This is a genomic window from Vibrio sp. sp1, from assembly GCF_016920955.1.
Lineage (GTDB): Bacteria > Pseudomonadota > Gammaproteobacteria > Enterobacterales > Vibrionaceae > Vibrio > Vibrio alginolyticus.
The window spans coordinates 212419-233358 of sequence record NZ_CP060590.1 but is presented as its reverse complement, the minus strand read 5'-3'; the positions used below and the strand labels follow the sequence as shown (position 1 = coordinate 233358).

Sequence of the window (20940 nt, the reverse complement as noted above, 5' to 3'; positions counted from 1 at the left end):
AGGATTTACTGAATTGACTATAATAAGTTTATTGTTAATAAAAGATGGCTATAGTAAGTTAATTGTTAATAAAAGACTACTAGATATTTGAAAAGGGATACGGCTTTGTTGCTTAAATCGGTGGAACTAAATCAAAAATCTACGGTCTGATCGGCTATACCCATCAATCGTCGTAGCCTCATGCCTAAACCTCGTTACAAAACAACTAACTGGAAGCAATACAATAAAGCCTGATCTGCTCCAGCCAGACTGGACACTCCATTAAGCGACATTTTGTTGTTCAAAGTTAACTGGGCTTAGATACCCGAGAGCACTGTGCCTTCTCGTCCGATTATAATCAACCTCTATGTATTCGAAGATCGCTTGGCGCATCTCGTCTCGCGTCATGATCGGCTCATATTGGATCGCTTCAACTTTCATTGAATGGAAGAAGCTCTCAACACAAGCGTTGTCCCAGCAGTTTCCTTTTCTACTCATACTTTGCTTTAGATTATAAGCGGTCATGAGGTCTCGATAGTCTTTTGAGCAATACTGGCTACCTCGATCACTGTGAACGATAACTTGCTCAGGGAATCCGCGACGGAATAAGGCCATTGATAGCGCATCGCAGACCAGCGTAGCAGTCATTCTGGTATCCATAGACCAGCCGACTACTTGTCTTGAGTAAAGATCAATAATTACCGCCAAGTACAGCCAACCTTCGCTTGTGGCAACGTAGGTGATGTCACCCGCCCACTTTTGATTCGGAGCCGCTGCGTTGAAGTCCTGAGCCAGCAGGTTCGGAGCAACAGGCATTTTATGCTTGCTGTCTGTTGTACACTTAAACTTGCGTGCGGCTTTCGGAGTCAAATCCTGACGCTTCATGCTGGCTGCAATGGTTTTAACATTATGACTATTACCGTTCTCAGCCAGTTCTTTTTGAATGCGCCTCGCACCATCTCGGCCTTTGCTGCTATCAAACGCCTCCTTGACCTTGATATCAAGCTCTTGGCGACTTGCCTCGCGCTGGATAGCCTTGTGGCGGTGCTTAATCCAGTAATAAAACCCACTTCGAGATACCCCGAACACCTTAGCCATACGGACAACATTGAAGCACAGCAGGTGTTCGAGCATAAATTCGTAGCAATCTACTTTAGATTTTTCGCGATGTATGGAATCCACTCATTCTCTGCAAAACTTAAGCATAGGCAGGAACATGAAAACGAGGTGTCATCATGCTAAGAACGAACGTCATCGGTATAGATTTAGCAAAAAACGTGTTACAGGTTTGCCATATTAGCCGCCAAGGAGAACTGCTCAGTAACAAAGCAGTAAGCAGGCAGAAACTTAAGTAGTTACTCGCTAAATCCAAGCCATCTCTTGTTGCTCTAGAAGGCTGCGCTAGTTGCCACTACTGGGGCAGATACGCTGAGTCTTTCGGACACGAAGTACGGATAATCAATCCGAAAAAGGTAAAGGCATATGTTGATGGCCATAAAACTGATGCCAATGATGCTCTTGCCATCGCTAATGCGGCGCTCCAGATAGGAATAAAATACAGCAAGCCCAAATCAATGGAGCAACAAACCTTGATGTCTCTTGAAGCAAATCGTCAGTTTCTATCAAAAACCATAGTGTCATTGGGGCTGCACATCCGAGGCATTATTAACGAGTACGGTATCGTCAAAGCCAAAGGTACTAAAGGGCTGGCTGAATTGGTCACTTCAACACTCTATGAAAGTGATGTTTTGCCAGCAAGCTTGGTCACAACCTTGTCGATGCTATGGCAGCAATACCTTAACCTGAAAGATGAACTGAGCAAGCTCCAGAAATCCATGAACTCGACAACTCATCAGATAGAACCTTGCAAAAGACTCATGGCACTGGAAGGTGTCGGTGAAACAACAGCTTCCATGCTCTACGCTACTTTAGGTAACGGAACGCAATTTACCAATGGACGGCAAGCTTCAGCGTTTGTTGGGCTAACACCGAAACAATACAGTTCAGGCGGTAAAGTAACAATGCTGGGCATAGATAAATTTGGCGGTGTCAAAGATCTCCGTTCAATGCTATACCTTGGTGCCATGGCATATATTTACCGATTGCCCGAATCGCCAAAAAACCAGAAGCAGGCATGGCTTATCAAGTTGGTCGATAGGGTTGGGTTCAAAAGAGCCTGTATCGCTTTGGCAAACAAGACGGTCAGGACAGCTTGGGCAATGCTCCACTATGAAACGGCTTATCAGCCAAAGCCATTATCTATTTAGCTATATGAATTAACAGATTACAAATAATGATGTTCAATGGTTAGACCAGCCTACTGAGACCCTGACTACTTCGCAATGCTTTTAAAAGCTTCTTTCGCGACAAGGACAGTAGGTGCGTACACATCAAAGGTTAGAAGGTAGCTCCTTCAATAAGAAACCGAATATACGACCGCATCTTATCCATTGCACATTTTTATCTTGTAAAACCCGTGGATTCCATATACGAAGTAGGTGGCGGCCTTTTTTACTATATCTAGCTCTTCAGCTTGCTCAGCCAATTGCCTTTTAAGCTTGGCGACTTCAGCGGCTAGATCTTTTTCCCGCTGACTGGTACTGGTGTCTTTCTTCGCGGCCTTACGCCAACCGTAGATCTGAGATTCGTGTAACGAGAGTTGCCTCGCTGCCGCAGCGACTCCCACTTTATCTGCTAGCTTCAGTGCTTCTGCTTTAAATTCAGGAGAATGGATAATACGTTTTTTCTTGCTTGTCATGCTTCACCTCGTTAGTGATTGTACTCACTTAACTCGGTGTCCAAAACTGCTGGTGCGGATCAACTTACAAGATGGCATTGGCTCAAACACTTCTTAAAGCTTCACGGGAGGGGAAAAACGAGCTTTCTTGGGAAGAACTATCAACCACTTACTTTGACGCCTATAAAGCACGACTGGCGGCTAACCCAATGCCACAGCAAGGCAATCCTAACCGTTTAACGAAGATGGAACGCATCATTAAAGAGCATGAGCTAGGCGTTTTAACTAGTAATAAAGCTATTGATAAGGTGGCGGATACGGCTTTTGATGACGTGGTTCCGAGATTCCAAACTATCGGCTCTGACAAAAATATTGTAGCAAGCTATTTCTACGACATTGAGAAAGGTAAGAAGCTTGTTTTGAAAGACTCGCTACTGTCACTGACTGAATCGCAAATAAATATACTTCAACACGAAGTTCATGCGCGTTGGGGTTTGCTAGAGGGCGCTTTTAGCATAAATCAAACAAACTTTGAGCTTGCCAACGACATACGAGAGGTATATCTAAAAGATGGTCATGAGCGCAAAGCACTGACTCACAACATACCGTTTCTATCTGGCTATCAAGGAAACGTCTGTTTCTACTGTGGTGAGCCAATGGATGATGATATTCATGTGGATCATGTTCTGCCCAGACAAGTGATTAACCATGATGAAATATGGAATCTAGTACTCTCTCACGGTGACTGTAACTTGCTGAAGTCAGACCGCTTAGTAGGTCAGCATTTTGTGGAGAAGCTCATTGCCCGAAACGAAAACATAATGGGAAGTAACCACCCTTGGAAAGCGAAAATTCAAAGCGCACTAGGGGCAACTCCGAAAAGACGTGCAAGTAACCTAAACATGCATTACGACAACATGAAATCGGTGTTAGGTCGATATTATTGGGGCGGTTCCGACTCATATAACCCAGCGAGCGACCCATTTTACCGAAGGTTAATTACTGCCCTCAATAATAAGTGAAGCTGCTTGGGTGATCTGCTCTAGTAAGGCTAGACACGTTGTTAAGTGACTTTCCATACCTTAACTAATTCATGGATTGCTAAATTAGCAAAGTTGCTGACAACTTATGTCCATTTATGTGTATTACTCAGAAAATAGAATATTACCACATTGACTTTCTATAAGTTATCTGTAGTCTTGATCTTAAGTCAACTGACTTAGACACTTGTAATTGATTTGTATGACTAGTTGTCGAAAACTCTTTTATATACAAGGGTTTGCGAAAGATTTTTAGCAAGCGATAGGGTTCAAATCCCTATCTCTCCGCCACTTTTAAAAAAACCGCTGTTCTTACAGCGGTTTTTTTGTATCTGCTGTTTTTTAACCGCTGTTATCGAAACTTCTAATTGGTTTTTCTCTAGCTCTTTCTCCAAGTTTTTGCGTACCTACATTGGGTTTAGTTTACGCAGTAATACCTTCAATCGAAGACATTTCCATACGTCTCATTTGGGCTTCAAATAGAGCTTTGTTAAGTCTCAACGTGGGATGCTTAAACGCATTTTGATAGAGTCCCAGTCTAAATACTGCAAATGTACTTGGAGAAAAAATGAAGCTACTTTACTGGTTAGATGAATGGCAAGCTCTTACTCAACAAGAACAAGAGATGGCTTTACCTATCTCTGGCTACGATTTACTTGATGATGTGTTTGTGAAGTATGAACTCGTTGATCTTAACAAGCCATTGTTGTTTACATTTTCTCCTTCCGGTACTGATGTGCAGGTACAAGATTTAACTCCGGATTTTTCTCCTTGGGGCTACGAGCTCGGAATACAACAACAAGTAAACATTATTGCCTTTCAACATTTAGGACAAAGTAATTGGTTCCGTAGTCGGAATTTGATTTTCTTTCTGGAGCAGCTATCTGAGTTGCTTCATCCCTTCAAATGTCGTTTGGGTTATGGGCAAAGTCGAGGTGGCTTTGCAATTGGCGCGTTCGCTAACTTGCTGAAACTAGAACATCTTTTGTTGTTTTATCCTGTTAGCACTAAAAATAAAGCGTTAGTGCCTTGGGATGATCGGCCGAGTACTGAGCTTGCTCAGCAGTTTGCTTGGGAAAGCGGCTACCATGATCGAGATTTGGGCAATGCCAAAGGTTATATTATTTATGACCCATCCAATCGCATTGATCGTCTCCATGCTAAACGTTATCCAGAGCTTACCCATTTAAAAGTCGTCGGTATGGGACACGGCACTCAATCCACACAATTAGATAAATTAGAATTTTTTAATCTGGTGGCGCAGGAGTTTGTTCGCCATCAAACCTTAGATATTGACCAATTTAATAAGCAAATTCACGCTTTGTTTTAAAAGAGGACTGATATCAGAGTCCCCTGTAACCAGGGGGAGATGATCACACACTAAAACTAGATTTTTAACACAATTGCTAGGCGCAATTTAGATGGAGGATTAATGAAGTTACTGTACTGGTTGGATGAATGGCTGGCTCTTTCTCGTGAAGAACAGCAAACCAGGCCACCGATGTCCGGGGAGGACTTACTTGATGATGTATTTGTTAAGTATGAGTTTGTCGACCGCAATAAACCGTTGTTGTTCACCTTTTCCCCTGCTGGTACGAATCTACAAGTACAGGACTTACACTCAGACTTTGCGCCTTGGGGCTATCGCTTAGCCCAGAAACAAAAAGTAAATATTATTTCATTTCAGCATCTTGGGAAAAGTAACTGGTTTCGTAGCCGTAATTTAATTTTCTTTCTAGAGCAACTGTCGACTTTACTTGAGCCCTTTGAATGTCGTTTAGGCTATGGACTTAGCCGCGGTGGTTTTGCTATTGGTGCCTTTTCCAATCTATTAAAGTTGGATCAAGTATTGATGTTTCACCCGGTCAGCACAAAAAACAAAGTTTTGGTGCCATGGGATGATAGGCCAAGTACTGAATTAGCCCAACAATTTGATTGGGAAGGAAAGTATCACGACCTTGACCTTGGCGATGCAAAAGGCTACATCATTTATGATCCAACTAATGAAATCGACCGCCTTCACGCCAAACGCTACCCAGAGCTCACTCACTTAAGAGTCTTCGGGATGGGACATGGTACCCACGCGACGTATTTGAATAAATTCGGTTTTTATAAGCAAGTGGCCGTAGACTTTATACGTTATCAGAAGATAGATATAGCGCAGTTTCGTCATCAGACCAAAACGCTGCGCTTAAAAGAAGATTACTATCAGTGCCTTAACAAGGCGAATGCGAGCTCACAGCATCGTTTAAACTTACTGAGTACCGCTCATAATGTACTAATTGAAGAAAAGAAAGAACATGTGAAGGAGCATCAAGCACAAATCGATATTCAGCCACTTGTTGATATTGCACTTAAGCATGAGTATGACAACCCGCAAGATGCAGTACAACTTTTGGAAGTCGCTCAGCAGTTGGTTCCGAATGATCCCGTTGTGGAGCACAAGTTGCAGCAACTGTCGTAACGTTGAGATATAATGCGGACGATATTGGTCGAAATAGGTCAGTGGCTTTTGTCGCTGGCCTTTTTAATAGCTTATGGATTGATATTTCGATGAAATCTAATGAAGCAGTACAAAATAAAAAGCCCAAGCAAATGCTTGGGCTCCATAAATGTTAATGCGAGTTTTAAAACTCTTTTGGCGCAAAGCCTGTCATCACATCAAGGCGAAGTTCTTTACCAACTTTTGTTAATGGGTGAACGATTACTAAGCCGCGTACGCGTTTTTTCAGTTTGCCGATGTCCGCTTGTTCTGCTTTGGTGATTTCACGAGAGAAAGGCATATCAAGTAAGCTTTTACGTTCTTTGTTCAGCTCATATTTTTGCTTGTGCTTTAACTGGTTAAGCTTTTTGGTAAGCTGTTCTACTTCATCCGTGAACTTTGTAATCATTTCGTGATCACCACGAGAACGTGCCGCATCAAGTTTACGTTGGCATGTATCTAAACGGTTGTGCAGCTTTTGAATATCAGTTTTTATGCTCATGGTAATTTGGCTCAAATTTTAAATAGTCGAGGAGTATAGCATAGCTGAGATCACACGCTCTACTATACTTCTCGATTGTCTGGCTTTAGTTAATCAGTTCATTGCCCGATACGTTACCAGAGAAAAAGGCTTCGACGTTATCAAGCGTCACAGAGGCAATGTTATTAAGTGCTTCGTGAGTCAAGAATGCTTGGTGGCCAGTAAACAGCACGTTATGACAAGCCGATAAACGGCGGAAAACATCATCGACAATGACATCGTTAGATTTATCTTGGAAGAATAAGTCTTTTTCATTGTCATACACGTCTAGGCCAAGCGCACCAATCTTACCTTGTTTCAACGCTTCTATCGCCGCTAGTGAATCTAGCAACTCGCCTCGACTGGTGTTAATGATCATTACACCATCTTTCATTTGCGCGAAGGCTTTTTCGTTCAATAAGTGATAGTTTTCTTCACTCATTGGACAATGGAGAGAGATAATATCCGCATTAGCGTAGATTTCTTCAAGCGAACAGTAACGGGCTCCCATTTCTAGCGCTAATGGGTTTTCGTAGGGGTCGTAGCAAAGCAGTTCCATGCCAAGCCCTTTGAAGATACGCATCGTCGCGATACCAATCTTACCCGTACCAATAACACCAACGGTTTTTCCGAAAAAGTTAAAGCCAACAAGACCCTCTAGCGAGAAGTTGGCGTCACGTGTGCGTTGGTAGGCCTTGTGAAGACGGCGGTTTAGGCACGTCATTAAACCAACCGTGTGCTCTGCCACTGCTTCTGGTGAGTAAGCAGGAACTCGAACCACTTGTAAGCCTAGTTCTTTGGCTGCTTGTTGATCAACTTTATCATATCCCGCGCAGCGCATAGCAATAAGCTTGGTCCCGCCCAGAGAAAGCTGTTTAAGGACAGGAGCTGAAAGATCATCATTAACAAACGCACATACGACATCACTGCCGTGCGCCATCTTGGCTGTTTTTTCGGTTAGTCGGAAGTCGTGATAGTGAAATTCAAAATCGCGGTTATTTTTAATTTTATTAAAAGAGGCTTCGTCGTAGGATTTTGCACTAAAAAAGCAATGTTAATCATGGTTCCCTCTCAAAAAGTGCGGACTTTATAAATAAATATGCTTATAAAGTAATGCAACTTAGCCGCAATGAATAGAGAAATCTTCTCTTTGACTTTTGTTGTATCAAATAACGATAAGAAGTACGCCTTTCAGCGAGTCTATCTTATGGTTCCGCATTAGATACTGTTTGCTTTACGAGCATTAACTGACTAGCATTATCGCTCTTTTCTTGTTCACTTTATTAGCTTAGGCGTTACGACAATGTCAGTAAAATGGTGCTCTATGTTCTTGTGTTGTGTGTTTGCTTCTGGCACTCACGCAGCTGTTGACCTCGTTAAAGTCGACAAGTCTAAGCGTCGAATGTATTTGATGGAACAAGGAGCAGTGCTAAAAGAATACCGAATTGCTTTAGGAGCGAACCCTCAAGGACATAAACAAGAAGAGGGAGACAATCGCACACCAGAGGGCGAATACACTCTAGATTATGTTATAGAGGACTCTGCTTTTTATCGTTCTGTGCATATCAGTTACCCTGATGCGATTGATACGTTGGAAGCGAAGCGCCGAGGTGTGTCCCCTGGAGGGAACATCAAAATTCATGGCTTAAAAAACGGTGAGAGTCAGTTGCCGATTTACATCCAAAGTTTTGATTGGACTAATGGGTGTATTGCGATTACCAACGAGGAGATGGACGAATTTATCCAGCTTGTCGAGATGGGGACACCAATTCAGATTGAGTGGTAACAAAAGGTCCCCTTTAATGTTCTGGCTCTTATAGGCTATGGCATAAAGCGCTGTGGATGATCACTAAAAATACCGTCTAACTGAGGCAGGTATTTCAGTTTATTTGGATTGTTCACCGTATAGCACATCACTTTGTAACCGGCTTGTTGGAGTTTGTTTATCTGGCGAGTACGAACCCAGTTAATATTTAGGTTGCAGCTATAGGCACTAACTTCTTCCAAAAGGCGTTTATCTTTTCTCGTAAAGAATTCACTTAACACACCCAATCGGTAGCCACTGCAGTATTTGTGCATCGCTCTAATGACGTCATGACTAAAGCTCGATAGGAGTACATTCTCTTGCGGCATTGGACTTTTTGTTAACGCATTGGCGAGAGTCTGCGCCACTTCTTCCGCTGGATGGTTGTCTACTTTAACTTCGATATTCAAGTTAAGCTTATTCTCAGTAGCTAAAGTGAGCAGTTCATCTAGTGTCACGATCTTCTCGCCTGAAAAGTCTGTGCTAAACCAACTACCGAAATCTAATGCTTTTAAGTCTTCCAGGGTGAGCTCATCAACACGCCCTTGTCCATTGCTGCATCGATTGACGGTATGATCATGGCAAACCACTAAAACATTATCTTTGGTAGGCTGTATATCCACTTCCACCCACTTCAACCCCAGGTCAATGGCTGCCTGAATGCTTATTTTTGTATTCTCAGGGTATGAACCTGCCACGCCACGGTGACCAATTAATAACGTTTCCATTCGCTTTATCTTTTGCTTTGCGGTTGCCTGATTGTACTCGTTTTTTCTATGAAGATATATCTAGGTGCATATTGTTAGGAACCTTTAGTACAAGTGAACATTAAACTCTAATAGTACGTTGCTGCTTCTTGGACTGAGTCCTGTGGACTTAAAGCCTTAGAGTGTGTAGTTGTTTAATTGGTAAATGAGTAATAAAATGCGAACCATTTTTATTTGAATGGTGAGTGGTAATGTCACGAGTTTTGATAGTCGATGATGACGTTCCTTTGTGTGAGCTGTTAGAAGCGGTTTTGCAAGAGGAGGGCTACATCGTATCTTCTGTGCATTGCGGTGAAAGTGCGCTGCAATATATGGAAAAAACGCCTGTAGATCTTGTATTGCTTGATGTCATGTTACCAAACCTTAACGGCATGCAAGTTGCTCGTAGGATCTGTCAGCGCTTCGCGACACCTATTCTAATGCTTACCGCTCTCAACGATGAAAACTCGATGCTTGATGGTTACCAAGCGGGGGCCGATCAGTATATCGGAAAGCCCTTTAATGTCGCTGAGCTTCTAATGCGCATCAAAGCGATTCTTCGTCGTGTTGGCTTGGAACGTCAACGTCAGACGATGTGTAGTACCGTTCAAACGATCAGCGACCAGCTTAATAGCTTACCCCTCACAAGTACGGAAGCTGAACTATTGAGCTACTTGGTAAAAAACCAAGGAGTCGTGATTTCAAAAGCAGAGCTTCAAACTGAAGTGTTAAAGAAAGAGCTGAGTCCTTTTGATCGCAACCTTGATATGCACATCAGTAACATACGTCGCAAGTTAGTTGAAGCGGGGCTTTCCAAGCAACATATCAAAACCTTCCGTGGCAAAGGTTACAGTTATTTAGAGGCTGTAAACCGTTAATGAAGCTCCGATGTCCACCTTTTATTGCAAAACGTAAAGATAGCTTAGCGTTCAAGTTATTTAGTTGCATGACCGCAATTGTCATTAGTATTTTGGTCGTGCAATCCTTAGCGGAACAAGCTCTGGTGAAAGCCATGTTGAAAGTGCCCGATAGTGTGCGAGAAGAAATGCTAGACCTTGCACATCAAGCCAATGTATTGATTGAGCACGGAGACATGGACGAACTTGCTGACTGGGCAAATGCGCAAAACTTTTATTTATTTGTGTTGAATGAACATCAGCAACCAGTTACGCACCGTCTGATGCATCCGCACTTCGAGTTCAAACTTCAATTTAAGAGAAGCATTGATGATCAACTTGAGGGGAAAGTGAATCGCCCCATCATCAATATTCCTTTAGTTCATGGCAATACTTTAGTGATTCAATTGCCACATCGACTGCACCCTGCAAATGACTTCATTCTGTATTTCTCTATTCTCAAAGTCGTGATTGCAGTGGTTATTTTGGCGCTCTTTTCGCTGCTAATGGCACGTAACTTACAGCAACCATTGGATCGATTGAGAGAAGCAAGCAAAAAGCTATCTAATGGCGATTTTAATGTCAGTGTCGTGAAAGAGCTGAAGTCGAGCACGCGTGAGTTTAACGAGTTAGCGCAAGATTTCGATCACATGACGCAACAGATTCATTCTCTCGCTGAAAAGCAGCGACTGCTTATAAGAGATGTCTCTCACGAATTGAGAACGCCGTTAGCGAGGCAGAACTTGGTTCTGCATCTTTTGCGAAAGCGTGTTGGAGAAAGTGAGCAAAGCCTAGTGGCAAGGCTAGAAGATGAAGCAAAAGAGCTAAACCATTTGATCAGCGATATATTGGAGTTCAGTCGCTTGGAAAATGCGCGCTTCGACAAAGCCACGAAACGCTGTGATTTAGAAGTTTTGCTCTCCCCGCAAGTAGAACGTTGCAAAATAGATTTGAAGTCAGAACAGACGTTGTCTTTCCGCTCAGAAGCTGTATGTGCTAAAGCCATTTGTGAAGAAACGCTGGTCATTCGTTGTTTGAACAATCTTATTGGTAATGCCATTAAATATTCAGGACCAGCATCTCAGATAGAAGTTTCTCTGGAAAATTATGTCAAAGAAGGGCAGCAGTTCACCACCATGTCAGTATCTGATGATGGGCCTGGTATTCCAGAGAACAAGCTGGTCGATATTTTTGATCCGTTTACACGCTTAGATGCTTCTAGAGATAAAAAGCTTGGTGGCTACGGTTTAGGTCTTGCGATTGTCAAAGAATCCATGCGTATTATGGGTGGAGCAGTCACGGCGAAAAACCGTGAGCAAGGCGGTTTGAGGGTTACTTTAGTGTTCAAGCAATAAGTATGATTAAGTCGTAATTTTTGTGATTAATGTCACATTATCATGGCGCATCATCAGAGAGTACTTTACAAAAGTTTGCAAATGCAAAGAATGTAAATTTAATGCAAATGGTAATACTTATCACTTATATTCACCCGCGAAATAATTAAGAGGGAATCGCATTCAACAAGTATGTGACCCGAAAAATAATAATCGGAGTGAAAGGATATGTTTACTAAGAGCCATTTGGCGTTAGTGATCGGTGCAGTGTTAGCAACACCTGCAGTGGCGGAAGTTCAAACAGACGAACATGTAGTTGTAGAAGGTCGAGAGTTCGGCTACAAGGCAGATACAAACAGTACAGCAATGCGCATGGAAATGACGCAGCTGGAAACGCCGGGACAAGTAGCGGTTATCGATGAAACGGTAATTGATGAGCAGCGTGCAAGTACACTTGGTGAAGTGCTACGTAACGATGCAAGTGTTAGCGCGGGTGGTACAAGCCGTAACCGCGAACGTTTCTCTCTACGTGGTTTTGAACTTAGCAGTTCAGACGGTTTTCTTCGTGATGGTCGTCAACACTGGTCACACTACCGTCAGCCAATTGAGCTTTTAGAGCGTGTTGAAGTGCTTAAAGGTCCATCAGGTCTGCTATACGGTAAATCTGAGCCGGGTGGTTTGGTAAACATGGTTTCGAAAAAACCAACAACTCAAACACAAGCAAGTTTGAGTCAAGATCTAGGTTCGAATGATCACTCACGCACTGTGCTTGATGTGAGTGGCGCGCTAAATGATGCAGAGACACTGCGAGCGCGCGCAATTTTTGCCAAAGAAAGCTACGGCTCTTGGCGCAGGTACGGTGATGGCACTGAGCCTAAAACAGATCGTACGGTAGCTGGCCTAGTGGTTGAGTACGATATCACAGACAACTTTATGGTATCGGCTCATTACGATCGCACGAAAGACGACGGTAGCGTGGACTCTGGCGCATACATTGTTGATGGCAAAGCGGTTCGCGGTGATAAGTACATTTGGGATGCGCAGTGGTCTGAAATTGATAACGAAGTAGAAAACTACGGTGTCGATATTAATGCGCAAGTCACGGATAACGTGAACGTAAAAGCAGGTTACAACCGCCAAGACTTTAAGCGTTTTGATGTAGAGTCTTACCCTAAGTTTGATCAGTATGAAGAGTTAAATACGATTAAGCATCGAGGCAACGATCGCTCCGATAATTGGGTATTTGATACTGCATATATAGATGTGACGACGGACTTTACTTTGTTCGGTACGGAAAACACGTTGTTAGTGGGCGCTAACTACTTAGATTACAGTTATGATCGCTTTATGGCATTTCATAATGAGGCGAGTATTGCGCCAGGAGAAACGGTGCCTAAGCCTAGCTATAGTAGTTCGAGGAAATCACCAACAGCTGAGTACGATACTTGGGGTATCTACGCGCAAAATATGATGACGATTAATGATTACTGGCAAGTGCTTGCAGGTGTTCGTTATGACGAAAAGCGTGATGATGAACTGACCGAAAACCAAGTTTCTCCAAAGTTAGGTGTGATATTCCACCCATCGACGAATGGCTCGGTTTACGTTCAGTATTCTGAAAGCTTCATGCCTCAAGGTGAAGTCAGCAACGGTAGTCGTACCTACATCAATGAAGGTGAGAAACTCGACGCTGAGCGTGGTATCTCTTATGAAATCGGTACGAAGTGGGAACTGTTTGATCAGCGTTTATTTGTATCTGGTGCTGTGTTTGATATCACGTTAGAGAACATCTCGCTGGATGTTGAAAGCGGCAAAGACGCGGGCGGCAATCTCCTACACAAGAAAACGCAAGGTGGTGAGCAAGTTCACAAAGGCGCTGAATTAATGGCTCAAGGTTTTGTGACCCCAGAGTTGTCGCTAACCGCTTCTGCAATGTATTTGGATGCAGAGCTTAAGAAGGCAGAAAGATATGAAGGTAACCGCCCTGTAGACGTGCCAGAGTTCTCGGCAAGTCTATGGTCTAGCTACAAGGTTCAAGACAACACTAACTTAAACCTTGGTTTGATTTATGAAGGTGATCGCTACGGTGATGCAAAGAACACCTTCAAGAAAGATGGCTACGCTCGCGTTGATATGGGCGTGTCATACAAACATAAGTACGATGAGAACTTGGATATTATTGCTCGATTCAATGTCGAAAACTTATTCGATACTGACTACTTCGCAGGTGGTGGTAGCACGAATGGCGAGCAAAAAGGTGCGAGTGGGGTTGTGGTTGGAGAAAGCCGCAACTACATGGCAACAATCCAGTTCAAGTACTGATAACAATTTGATTATTAAAGGGGAAGGGTAGTCTTCCCCTTTGGTCGTTTTTGGAACACAGAAATATAACTCGTATGAATCTAATGAAATCAAGTATCGCTCTGTTGATATCATCGGTTTTGATTCCCGCTCACGCGGCGAACTTAAACGATGCACAAGCTGTGCAGAGTAAAACAAACCAGTCGTCGGCGGTAAGCCAAAAACGTATTGATGCAAGCGCAGAAAAATCACTTACTCTAGAAGCTGAAATTGAGCAGCTGCAAGAGGAAGTCGGTAACTTGAAGATTTATCGCGATCATCTTGCAAGCCTTGTTGAAAGTCAAAATCAAGAAGTTGATAGCTTGAACGAGCAAATTGAGCAGATTGCTCAAACTCGTCAAGGTGTCGTGCCTTTGATGTATCACATGCTTGAGGGCTTAAAAGTGCTCGTCGCTAACGACAAGCCTATACGCAAAGCGCAACGTGAGGAGCGAATTGCAAAGCTGGATTCCATGATGACGCGTGCAGACGTTGCGGATGCAGAGAAGTTTCGTCGTATTTTAGAAGCGTACCAAATTGAAATGGATTACGGCACCAAGCTTGGCGTTTACCAAGGCAAGATTAACCTGGGTGACAATGAAGTTGTGGAGGCGGACATTCTCTATTTAGGCCGTTTGTCTTTGGTAGCGCGTAGCTTATCTGGTGACACATTTTGGAGCTGGTCGCAGCAACAACACGCATGGCAACAAGTGGGTTCTGAGCAAAAATCAGAGCTAGACAAAGCGTTCGCTATGGCGAATAAACAGATCGCGCCGAGCATGTTAACTCTGCCAGTGTCGTTAACCGCTGCGGAGGGCAAATAAATGATGAAAAAATGGTTATCGGTTGCATTAATCTCGACAGCCGCATTAATGCCTCATACAACTTTTGCTAGTGATGCGTTGTTACAAAAGGCGCAGCAAGAAAATCGTCAACAGCAATCGCACAATGTCGCGCGTGAATCAGGTTTTAAGCAAACAGAGCAAGAGCTACAGACTATAAAGAATAAATTGGTGGCAGAGCGGGCTGCTCTTCAAGCAGAAGCGGACTCATTAAGTGTTACCTTCGGTGAAAATGAAGCAGAACTGGCACAGCTAGAAGAAAAGTTGCGTCTAGAAACCGGGAGCCTAGGTGAGTTATTTGGCGTCGTTCGCCAGAACGCAAAAGAGCTAGAGTCTGAGCTAAAAAGCTCAGTAACCGGTGTTGATGCAAACTCATATCAGAAAGATATCGATGCTATTGTTGCGGCTAAATCACTGCCAACGTTGACCCAACTTCAGGCGATGTGGCGCAGCATGGAAGAACAAATCAAAGCAAGCGGTGAAATGGCAAACGTCTCTTTCACACTGCTAAATGGCGAAGGTCGTGAACAAACGGTTAATGGTGTTCGTCTTGGTTCTATGGCGCTGCTGGATAAGACTGGCTACGTTAAGTGGAATGGTCAACGCGGAGACGCGGTAAACTATCTTCGTCAGCCTGAGAACGGTCCAACAGCGAATACTATTTCCTCTGGTGACATTGATGCACTTGTCATTGATCCGTCACGTGGCATTCTTCTTGAACAGCTTGCAAACTCACCGACTTTGGCTGATCGCCTAAATGCGGGTGGCGTTGTCGGTAAAATCATCCTTGGTTTATTGGCTATCGGCCTATTGATTGCGCTCGTACGTGGTGCATCACTGATGATTTCGCGCCAGAAAATCATGAAGCAACTGAAAACCCCAGCGCAGCCAGGAGACAACCCTTTGGGTCGCGTGCTAGCGGTATACCAGAAAGACAAGCATCGCAGCGTAGAAGCGTTAGAACTACGTCTTTTGGAAGCTGTTGTTGATGAGCAAACCCACCTAGAAAAAGGGTTGTCGATGCTTAAGCTTCTTGCAGCTCTAGCTCCTATGCTTGGCCTACTAGGCACGGTAACGGGTATGATCGAAACCTTCCAGGTCATCACTCAATTTGGTAATGGTGATCCGAAAGTAATGGCGGGTGGTATTTCAATGGCACTTGTGACTACCGTACTTGGCCTTGTTTCAGCCATGCCTTTGCTATTAGCGCACAACGTATTGAGCTCTCAAGCAGAAAATATTCGCAGTATCTTAGAAAAACAAGGCATCGGTTTAGTTGCAGAACAAGCTGAGCGTGATATGCCGAGTAACAAAAGCCATTCTAACACCTTAGCGGAGAACGCAGCGTAATGGAGCAGATCCTACTCAGCACATTGGGTTTGATCAGTGAGGATTGGGCCACAACCTTGATGAGCTTTATGCAGCAAGGTGGTCAAATCCTATGGTGGTTGGCCGCCGTCGTGGCGGTGTGCTGGCTGTTGGTTATGGAGCGAGTTATTTATCTCACAACGGTTTTCCCTGGGGTAAAAAAACAGCTTTGTGAGCAGTGGCAAGCAAGATCAGAGCACCACTCTTGGTACGCGCATCAAATTCGTGAAGGATGGATTGCAAAAGCGCAAATCGAACTGCGCCAAAACCTATCGACTATTAAGCTACTTGTGGCGGTTTGCCCAATGCTAGGGTTGTTAGGGACGGTGACAGGCATGATTACGGTGTTTGACGTAATGGCATCGCAAGGCAGCAGCAATCCGAAATTGATGGCTTCTGGTATCTCACTTGCTACGCTGCCAACCATGGCGGGTATGGTAGCAGCGCTTGCGGGCATGTTTATTCATGCTCGCCTTAGCAAAGTGTGTGAACGAAAAGCTATCCAGTTAGAACAATCTTTAAGGAGTCAAAAGTGAGACTCGGACGCAGACCTAACCAACAAGATGAAGCTCAAGTCGATTTAACCTCGATGCTTGATATCGTCTTCATCATGTTGATCTTCTTCATTGTGACCAGTTCGTTTGTACGTGAATCCGGTGTAGAAGTGAATCGCCCTCAGGCTTCTAATGTAGTAAGCCAAAAAGACGCGGGCATTTTTATCGCAGTAACGGCAGCGAATGATGTGTACATCGACAAACGAGTGGTTGATATTGAGCGTGTTGAGGCCTCTATTGAGCACCTGTTACTTGATCAGCCTGATGCTTCGTTAGTTATCCAAGCTGACGAGCATGCTTACAATGGCACTGTCGTGAAAGTGATGGACGCTGCAAAGGCGGCGGGTGTGAAGAACATTGCATTGGCGGCGGAGAAACCTTAATGGGCAGGCTGTTACTTGCACTACCAGCATCACTGTTAATTTCTGTGAGCTTGTTTAGCTTTATGGCGTGGATGGTTGATAAAGGCAACCAGCGTGCGCCAGAAGCTTCAGAAGCCGTTCGTTTTGATATGGTGATGGTAGAGAATGAAGCAGACGTGCAGCGTCGTCAACGTTCAGTGCCGGAGCAACCAGAACCACCTCAAGCGCCGGAGCCAATGGATCTGTCTCAAGCTGACACTCAAATGGAACCAATGAGTCAGATGACGCCAGTCAGTGCTTTAGGTTTAAACACTGCCCTTGAAGGCATCGCGATTAGTGCACCAAACTTGAAGGGAACAATGGGCAACCAGCAAGCACTGCCGTTGTATCGTGTTGATCCTCGCTATCCAAGTAAGGCGCTGAAACGTAGAGTGGAAGGTTATGTCATTATGCGTTTCACGATCGATGCAACTGGACGACCAAAAGATATTGAAGTGATCGAGGCTGAGCCCGAGCGCATGTTTGAAAGGGAAGCAATCCGTGCGCTTAAAAAATGGAAGTATCAGCCAAAAGTTGAGGATGGTGTGTCAATTGAGCAGTTCGGACAAACCGCTAAAGTGGAGTTCAAGTTAGCCAAATGATGAAAAAATTCTTAATCGGTACGGTATTAAGCCTGAGTGCACTCTCAACCATTGCCAGTGAGTTAAGCCAATACACCGCAGTGAGAGTTCAACGAGCACATAATTTGGCTCAAGAAGAGAAACTGAAAGAAGCGATTTCATCTCTTGAAGCTATGGAGCTTTCTCGTGGATATGACCAAGCTTATGTCGCTCGAATGTTGGGTATTTTTTACTGGCAGAACGAGCAAACTCAAGCGGCGATTAAGCAACTTGAGTTGGCAGTCAATAGTGGTTTGCTACAAGATGAGCAAGCATGGCAAACCCGAAAAATGTTGGCTGATATACTGCTGAACGAGCAACGTTTTTCTAAGGCTTTACCTCATTACTATGCCTTGAGCAAAAACATTCCTAAAGGTCAAAAAGCGCATGAGCTATGGCTGCGTATTTCCCAATCTCATTATCAACTGAGTCAGTGGCAAAAAGTGCTTTCAGCAATGGCTCGTTATGAGAAATTTGGTCAGCCAGACAAGCTTGGCGCATTGTCGATAAAGCTTTCTGCTGAGCTAGAACTGAAAAAGTGGAAGCCGGCAATCTCGACCATCAAACGCTTAATCGTGATTGAACCTGAGCGAATTGAATGGTGGCGTCAGCTTGTTGCTCTATACCTACGGGTTGATGACAACAAACGTGCCCTAGACTCTTTGGCGTTGGCAAAACTGAAAGGGTTACAACTTAGCCAAGATGACTTAAAGCTGCTGGCACAATTGTACGCGAAACGAGGTATTCCTGAGAGAGCTGCGTTGGTGATGAACGAGCTAGAGGATGTAAACTCGAATAGTAAGCTAAAAGCTCAGCAAGCAACGTATTGGCAAATGGCAAAAGAGTGGGAAGAGTCTATTGATAGCTGGCGTATTGCAGCTCAGCTAGATAGGCAGTATTACTGGAACTATTCTCAACTGTTGGTGCAAGAAGGCCATTATAAAGATGCCATTGCCGCGCTCGATAAGGTCAGAGGTCGTAAAGCGGATGTTGCACTTATCAAAACTCGCGCTTACTACAAACTTAAGCGGTTTGACGATGCGCTCGCTAATGCCAAAAGAGCGAATGAGATTAAGCCATCGAATCAGGCAAAGAGTTGGGTTAAGTATCTATCACAGCTACGCAAAGTAGAATCGACGCAGAACTCATAGCGAACATTTTTATTAAATACCCGAGCTCAGTCTCGGGTATTTTTTTGTCTAAAGTCATAAAGGCTATTTATTGTATGAGCTTTTCATAAAAAGCTAATGCATCAAATGGTCGGGAGAAAAAAGGGCTTTTCTCTATGTATTCTTGATGTACCTTGCTCAGTGTTTCAAACTTTTCTCTCGATGTAGGTTCGATATGAAAAGTTAGGCTTTCAGTCGATTCTACAAGCTTTAATGTTGAGGTTCTTGAAGCGTTATTTTTTGCTATTAATAGATAATATGCTAGCTCTTGCTTCTCTTTTAATACACAAGCCTCAAAAGCTTTCTCGCTTAAAAACGGCAGAACAGGAGTTAATGCTTCTATATGCTTCTTTGAATACTCTAGGGTTTGTTTGTCAGGTGTATTCTGGTCTGCCATAGATTCGCACAGCTTTATCTTAGCACCATAATTATCGATAGATTGGCTTACGTTGTTAAACAAACTGGCTTCAAACTTTTCACTTGCGAAAGTGACACTTGAGAAAAGTGATAAGAGAATTATTCCAACATTCTTGTTCATATTTTTCCTTCTGAACTACACCATAACGTTTGGCTAGCATCAGAAAATCTTCTCTATCTAACCCTACACTAACTTCTTAGCTTACCTTTTTTATCTAGTTTATGGATAGTTTTTAAGCTTTTCATTAAATATACATAAAGGCGCATTTTGGTGGAGTCTATCCCACTTTTTAGTATTGGAAATATCATTAAATTTTGAGTCATTAAAATTGATAGGGTTATTATCTAGAGGGTAGGCAATCGGTAACTCGCATTGGCCCAAATAGCTAAAACATGTGCAAGCCAAGCTGAATTGAAAAAGTAAACAATGTAAATTAAATGCCAATACGAATGATTATCACCTAAATTATGCCCCACATTTATTGGTGATGATTGTTTCTATGTTGCTTAAAAGCAAAGGTGTTCAAACTTGGGCTCGCCGCCTACATATCTATATTTCGATGGCTCTTCTCTTAGTTACGCTGTTTTTTGCAGTAACTGGTATTACCCTCAATCGCCCCGAATTGTTTGAACGCAGTGAACCTATCATTCAACAACATACTCTGACGGTTCCGCACTCAGTTCTATTCTCACATTCAGATACCTTTCAACCTAATCGTGAAGAACTGGTAGCTTTCTTGACTAAAGAAACCGAGCTTCGCGGCACTCCTTCCGCACTAGATGTGTATACCGAAGTTGAGCAAGGTGAGTTGTTACTCGGAGAGCTTTCTATGGATTTTAAAGGCCCGGGTTATAACGCTACGGTCTTTATTGATATGACTACTGGTGCGGCTGATGTTGAAACGACGCACTACGGTATTGTTGCGCTGCTGAACGATCTACATAAAGGACGCAACAGTGGCGGGATTTGGAAGTGGTTTATCGACGTCACTGCGCTTTTGATGGTGTTTTTTGTTCTTACAGGCGTGTGCTTGTTACTGCCTAAGAAGAAGACGCTCAGAACGTCAATGCAATGGATGAGCTTTGGTACGTTACTGTCGCTCGTAATTTATTTTGTTGCTGTTCCATAACAGCTTTTTTAGAGAACACTTATGTTGAACACAGGAAGGTTTTTCCGCCGTAATCACTTTTGTAAAGCCGCTTTGATCGCGGCTTTTACTCCTTTCTCTCTTTCCGCGGCGCCTCTACCAGATAACGCGAAGGTCGACTTCGAACTCGAACTTCCAAAGATAGATACCTCAATGTATGCACGCCCTTATGTGGCGGTTTGGGTTGAAAACGATCAGCGTAAACCGGTTAAAACCATTCAGTTATGGGTAGGGAAAGACGAATGGTTAAAAGATCTACGCAGCTGGTGGAGAAAAGCGGGTCGTTATGATCGTGAACTTGTTGATGCGGTGACTTCTGCAACACGTCCTGCTGGTCAATACCGCTTTGTCTGGGATGGAACCAATGACGCAGGGGAGCGTTTGGAACAAGGAAATTACACGTTGTACGTCGAGGTCGTTCGTGAACACGGTGGGCGAAACTACTTACGTCAAAAAATAACGCTAGCGGACAGTGACGTGCGCTATGAGCTTAAACCAACACAAGAGACGGGTGTCATCACCGTCAATTATCAAGTTAAGTGA

19 protein-coding genes and 3 pseudogenes are annotated in these 20940 nt (G+C 43.6%); 16 read left to right on the top strand and 6 right to left on the bottom strand.

What is annotated here, in order from left to right; translation table 11 throughout:
* Window positions 1–261: 261 nt before the first annotated feature.
* Window positions 262–1146: pseudogene (locus H9L11_RS16555) on the bottom strand (IS3-like element ISVpa2 family transposase); the annotation flags it as partial.
* A gap of 68 nt (window positions 1147–1214) precedes the next feature.
* Here H9L11_RS16555 and H9L11_RS16550 point away from each other — a divergent pair.
* Window positions 1215–2246, top strand: a pseudogene (locus H9L11_RS16550) (IS110 family transposase).
* A 222-nt stretch (window positions 2247–2468) separates the two neighbouring features.
* Here H9L11_RS16550 and H9L11_RS16545 read toward each other — a convergent pair.
* Window positions 2469–2737 (bottom strand): annotated as a pseudogene (locus tag H9L11_RS16545) (transposase); the annotation flags it as partial.
* A gap of 71 nt (window positions 2738–2808) precedes the next feature.
* Between H9L11_RS16545 and H9L11_RS16540 the strand changes: the two are divergent.
* From H9L11_RS16540 to H9L11_RS16530, 3 genes are all read left to right on the top strand, one after another.
* Window positions 2809–3738 carry an HNH endonuclease gene (locus H9L11_RS16540; protein ID WP_205391286.1) on the top strand — a complete coding sequence of 310 codons (930 nt, stop codon included), beginning with the start codon at window positions 2809–2811 and terminating at the stop codon, window positions 3736–3738.
* 586 nt (window positions 3739–4324) lie between these two features.
* Entirely contained in the window at window positions 4325–5086 is a 762-nt protein-coding gene (locus H9L11_RS16535; protein ID WP_064354473.1) for a hypothetical protein, read from the top strand.
* 102 nt (window positions 5087–5188) lie between these two features.
* Window positions 5189–6220: a cytosolic protein gene (locus H9L11_RS16530; RefSeq protein WP_205391285.1), complete on the top strand. Its 1032-nt coding sequence runs from the start codon at window positions 5189–5191 to the stop codon at window positions 6218–6220.
* A gap of 163 nt (window positions 6221–6383) precedes the next feature.
* Here H9L11_RS16530 and H9L11_RS16525 read toward each other — a convergent pair whose 3' ends face one another.
* Both H9L11_RS16525 and H9L11_RS16520 read right to left on the bottom strand, forming a co-directional pair.
* Complete coding sequence (locus H9L11_RS16525) at window positions 6384–6740, bottom strand: YibL family ribosome-associated protein (protein ID WP_205391284.1); 357 nt, start codon at window positions 6738–6740, stop codon at window positions 6384–6386.
* A gap of 85 nt (window positions 6741–6825) precedes the next feature.
* Window positions 6826–7764 carry a 2-hydroxyacid dehydrogenase gene (locus H9L11_RS16520; RefSeq protein ID WP_205391419.1) on the bottom strand — a complete coding sequence of 313 codons (939 nt, stop codon included), beginning with the start codon at window positions 7762–7764 and terminating at the stop codon, window positions 6826–6828.
* A gap of 297 nt (window positions 7765–8061) precedes the next feature.
* Between H9L11_RS16520 and H9L11_RS16515 the strand changes: the two genes are divergently transcribed.
* A complete protein-coding gene (locus H9L11_RS16515) occupies window positions 8062–8544 on the top strand; it encodes a L,D-transpeptidase family protein (RefSeq protein WP_017819702.1) in 483 nt (160 codons plus the stop codon).
* 35 nt (window positions 8545–8579) lie between these two features.
* On the opposite strand, the gene H9L11_RS16510 is transcribed toward H9L11_RS16515, so the two are convergent.
* Window positions 8580–9290: a glycerophosphodiester phosphodiesterase family protein gene (locus H9L11_RS16510; RefSeq protein WP_017819703.1), complete on the bottom strand. Its 711-nt coding sequence runs from the start codon at window positions 9288–9290 to the stop codon at window positions 8580–8582.
* A gap of 230 nt (window positions 9291–9520) precedes the next feature.
* Here H9L11_RS16510 and H9L11_RS16505 point away from each other — a divergent pair, with 230 nt between their 5' ends.
* The 9 genes from H9L11_RS16505 (at window position 9521) to H9L11_RS16465 (ending at window position 18814) form a co-directional block, all read left to right on the top strand.
* Window positions 9521–10186, top strand: coding sequence for a response regulator transcription factor (locus tag H9L11_RS16505; RefSeq protein WP_005386018.1), 666 nt, complete (start codon window positions 9521–9523; stop codon window positions 10184–10186).
* Entirely contained in the window at window positions 10186–11559 is a 1374-nt protein-coding gene (locus tag H9L11_RS16500; RefSeq protein ID WP_017819704.1) for a sensor histidine kinase, read from the top strand. Before H9L11_RS16505 ends, H9L11_RS16500 begins: the two co-directional genes overlap by 1 nt.
* A 207-nt stretch (window positions 11560–11766) precedes the next feature.
* Window positions 11767–13860: a TonB-dependent siderophore receptor gene (locus H9L11_RS16495; RefSeq protein ID WP_161440718.1), complete on the top strand. Its 2094-nt coding sequence runs from the start codon at window positions 11767–11769 to the stop codon at window positions 13858–13860.
* 74 nt (window positions 13861–13934) lie between these two features.
* Window positions 13935–14702, top strand: a complete 768-nt coding sequence (locus H9L11_RS16490; protein WP_085569258.1) for a DUF3450 domain-containing protein — start codon at window positions 13935–13937, stop codon at window positions 14700–14702.
* The gene (locus H9L11_RS16485; protein WP_085569257.1) at window positions 14703–16070 is read left to right on the top strand and encodes a MotA/TolQ/ExbB proton channel family protein; all 1368 of its coding nucleotides are present in this window, start codon (window positions 14703–14705) and stop codon (window positions 16068–16070) included.
* Complete coding sequence (locus tag H9L11_RS16480; RefSeq protein ID WP_017635540.1) at window positions 16070–16624, top strand: MotA/TolQ/ExbB proton channel family protein; 555 nt, start codon at window positions 16070–16072, stop codon at window positions 16622–16624. The genes H9L11_RS16485 and H9L11_RS16480 overlap by 1 nt, the downstream gene beginning before the upstream one ends.
* Window positions 16621–17025 (top strand): biopolymer transporter ExbD, encoded by a 405-nt coding sequence (locus H9L11_RS16475; protein WP_005374257.1) that lies wholly within the window; start codon window positions 16621–16623, stop codon window positions 17023–17025. The genes H9L11_RS16480 and H9L11_RS16475 overlap by 4 nt, the downstream gene beginning before the upstream one ends.
* Complete coding sequence (locus tag H9L11_RS16470; RefSeq protein WP_005374256.1) at window positions 17025–17645, top strand: energy transducer TonB; 621 nt, start codon at window positions 17025–17027, stop codon at window positions 17643–17645. The genes H9L11_RS16475 and H9L11_RS16470 overlap by 1 nt, the downstream gene beginning before the upstream one ends.
* Window positions 17642–18814, top strand: a complete 1173-nt coding sequence (locus H9L11_RS16465) for a hypothetical protein (protein ID WP_205391283.1) — start codon at window positions 17642–17644, stop codon at window positions 18812–18814. Before H9L11_RS16470 ends, H9L11_RS16465 begins: the two co-directional genes overlap by 4 nt.
* Before the next feature lie 67 nt (window positions 18815–18881).
* Here H9L11_RS16465 and H9L11_RS16460 read toward each other — a convergent pair whose 3' ends face one another.
* Window positions 18882–19370, bottom strand: a complete 489-nt coding sequence (locus H9L11_RS16460) for a hypothetical protein (RefSeq protein ID WP_042523421.1) — start codon at window positions 19368–19370, stop codon at window positions 18882–18884.
* Between the two features lie 379 nt (window positions 19371–19749).
* Here H9L11_RS16460 and H9L11_RS16455 point away from each other — a divergent pair, with 379 nt between their 5' ends.
* Both H9L11_RS16455 and H9L11_RS16450 read left to right on the top strand, forming a co-directional pair.
* Entirely contained in the window at window positions 19750–20379 is a 630-nt protein-coding gene (locus H9L11_RS16455; RefSeq protein WP_021035904.1) for a PepSY-associated TM helix domain-containing protein, read from the top strand.
* Window positions 20380–20400: 21 nt separating this feature from the next.
* A complete protein-coding gene (locus H9L11_RS16450) occupies window positions 20401–20940 on the top strand; it encodes a DUF2271 domain-containing protein (protein ID WP_017635538.1) in 540 nt (179 codons plus the stop codon).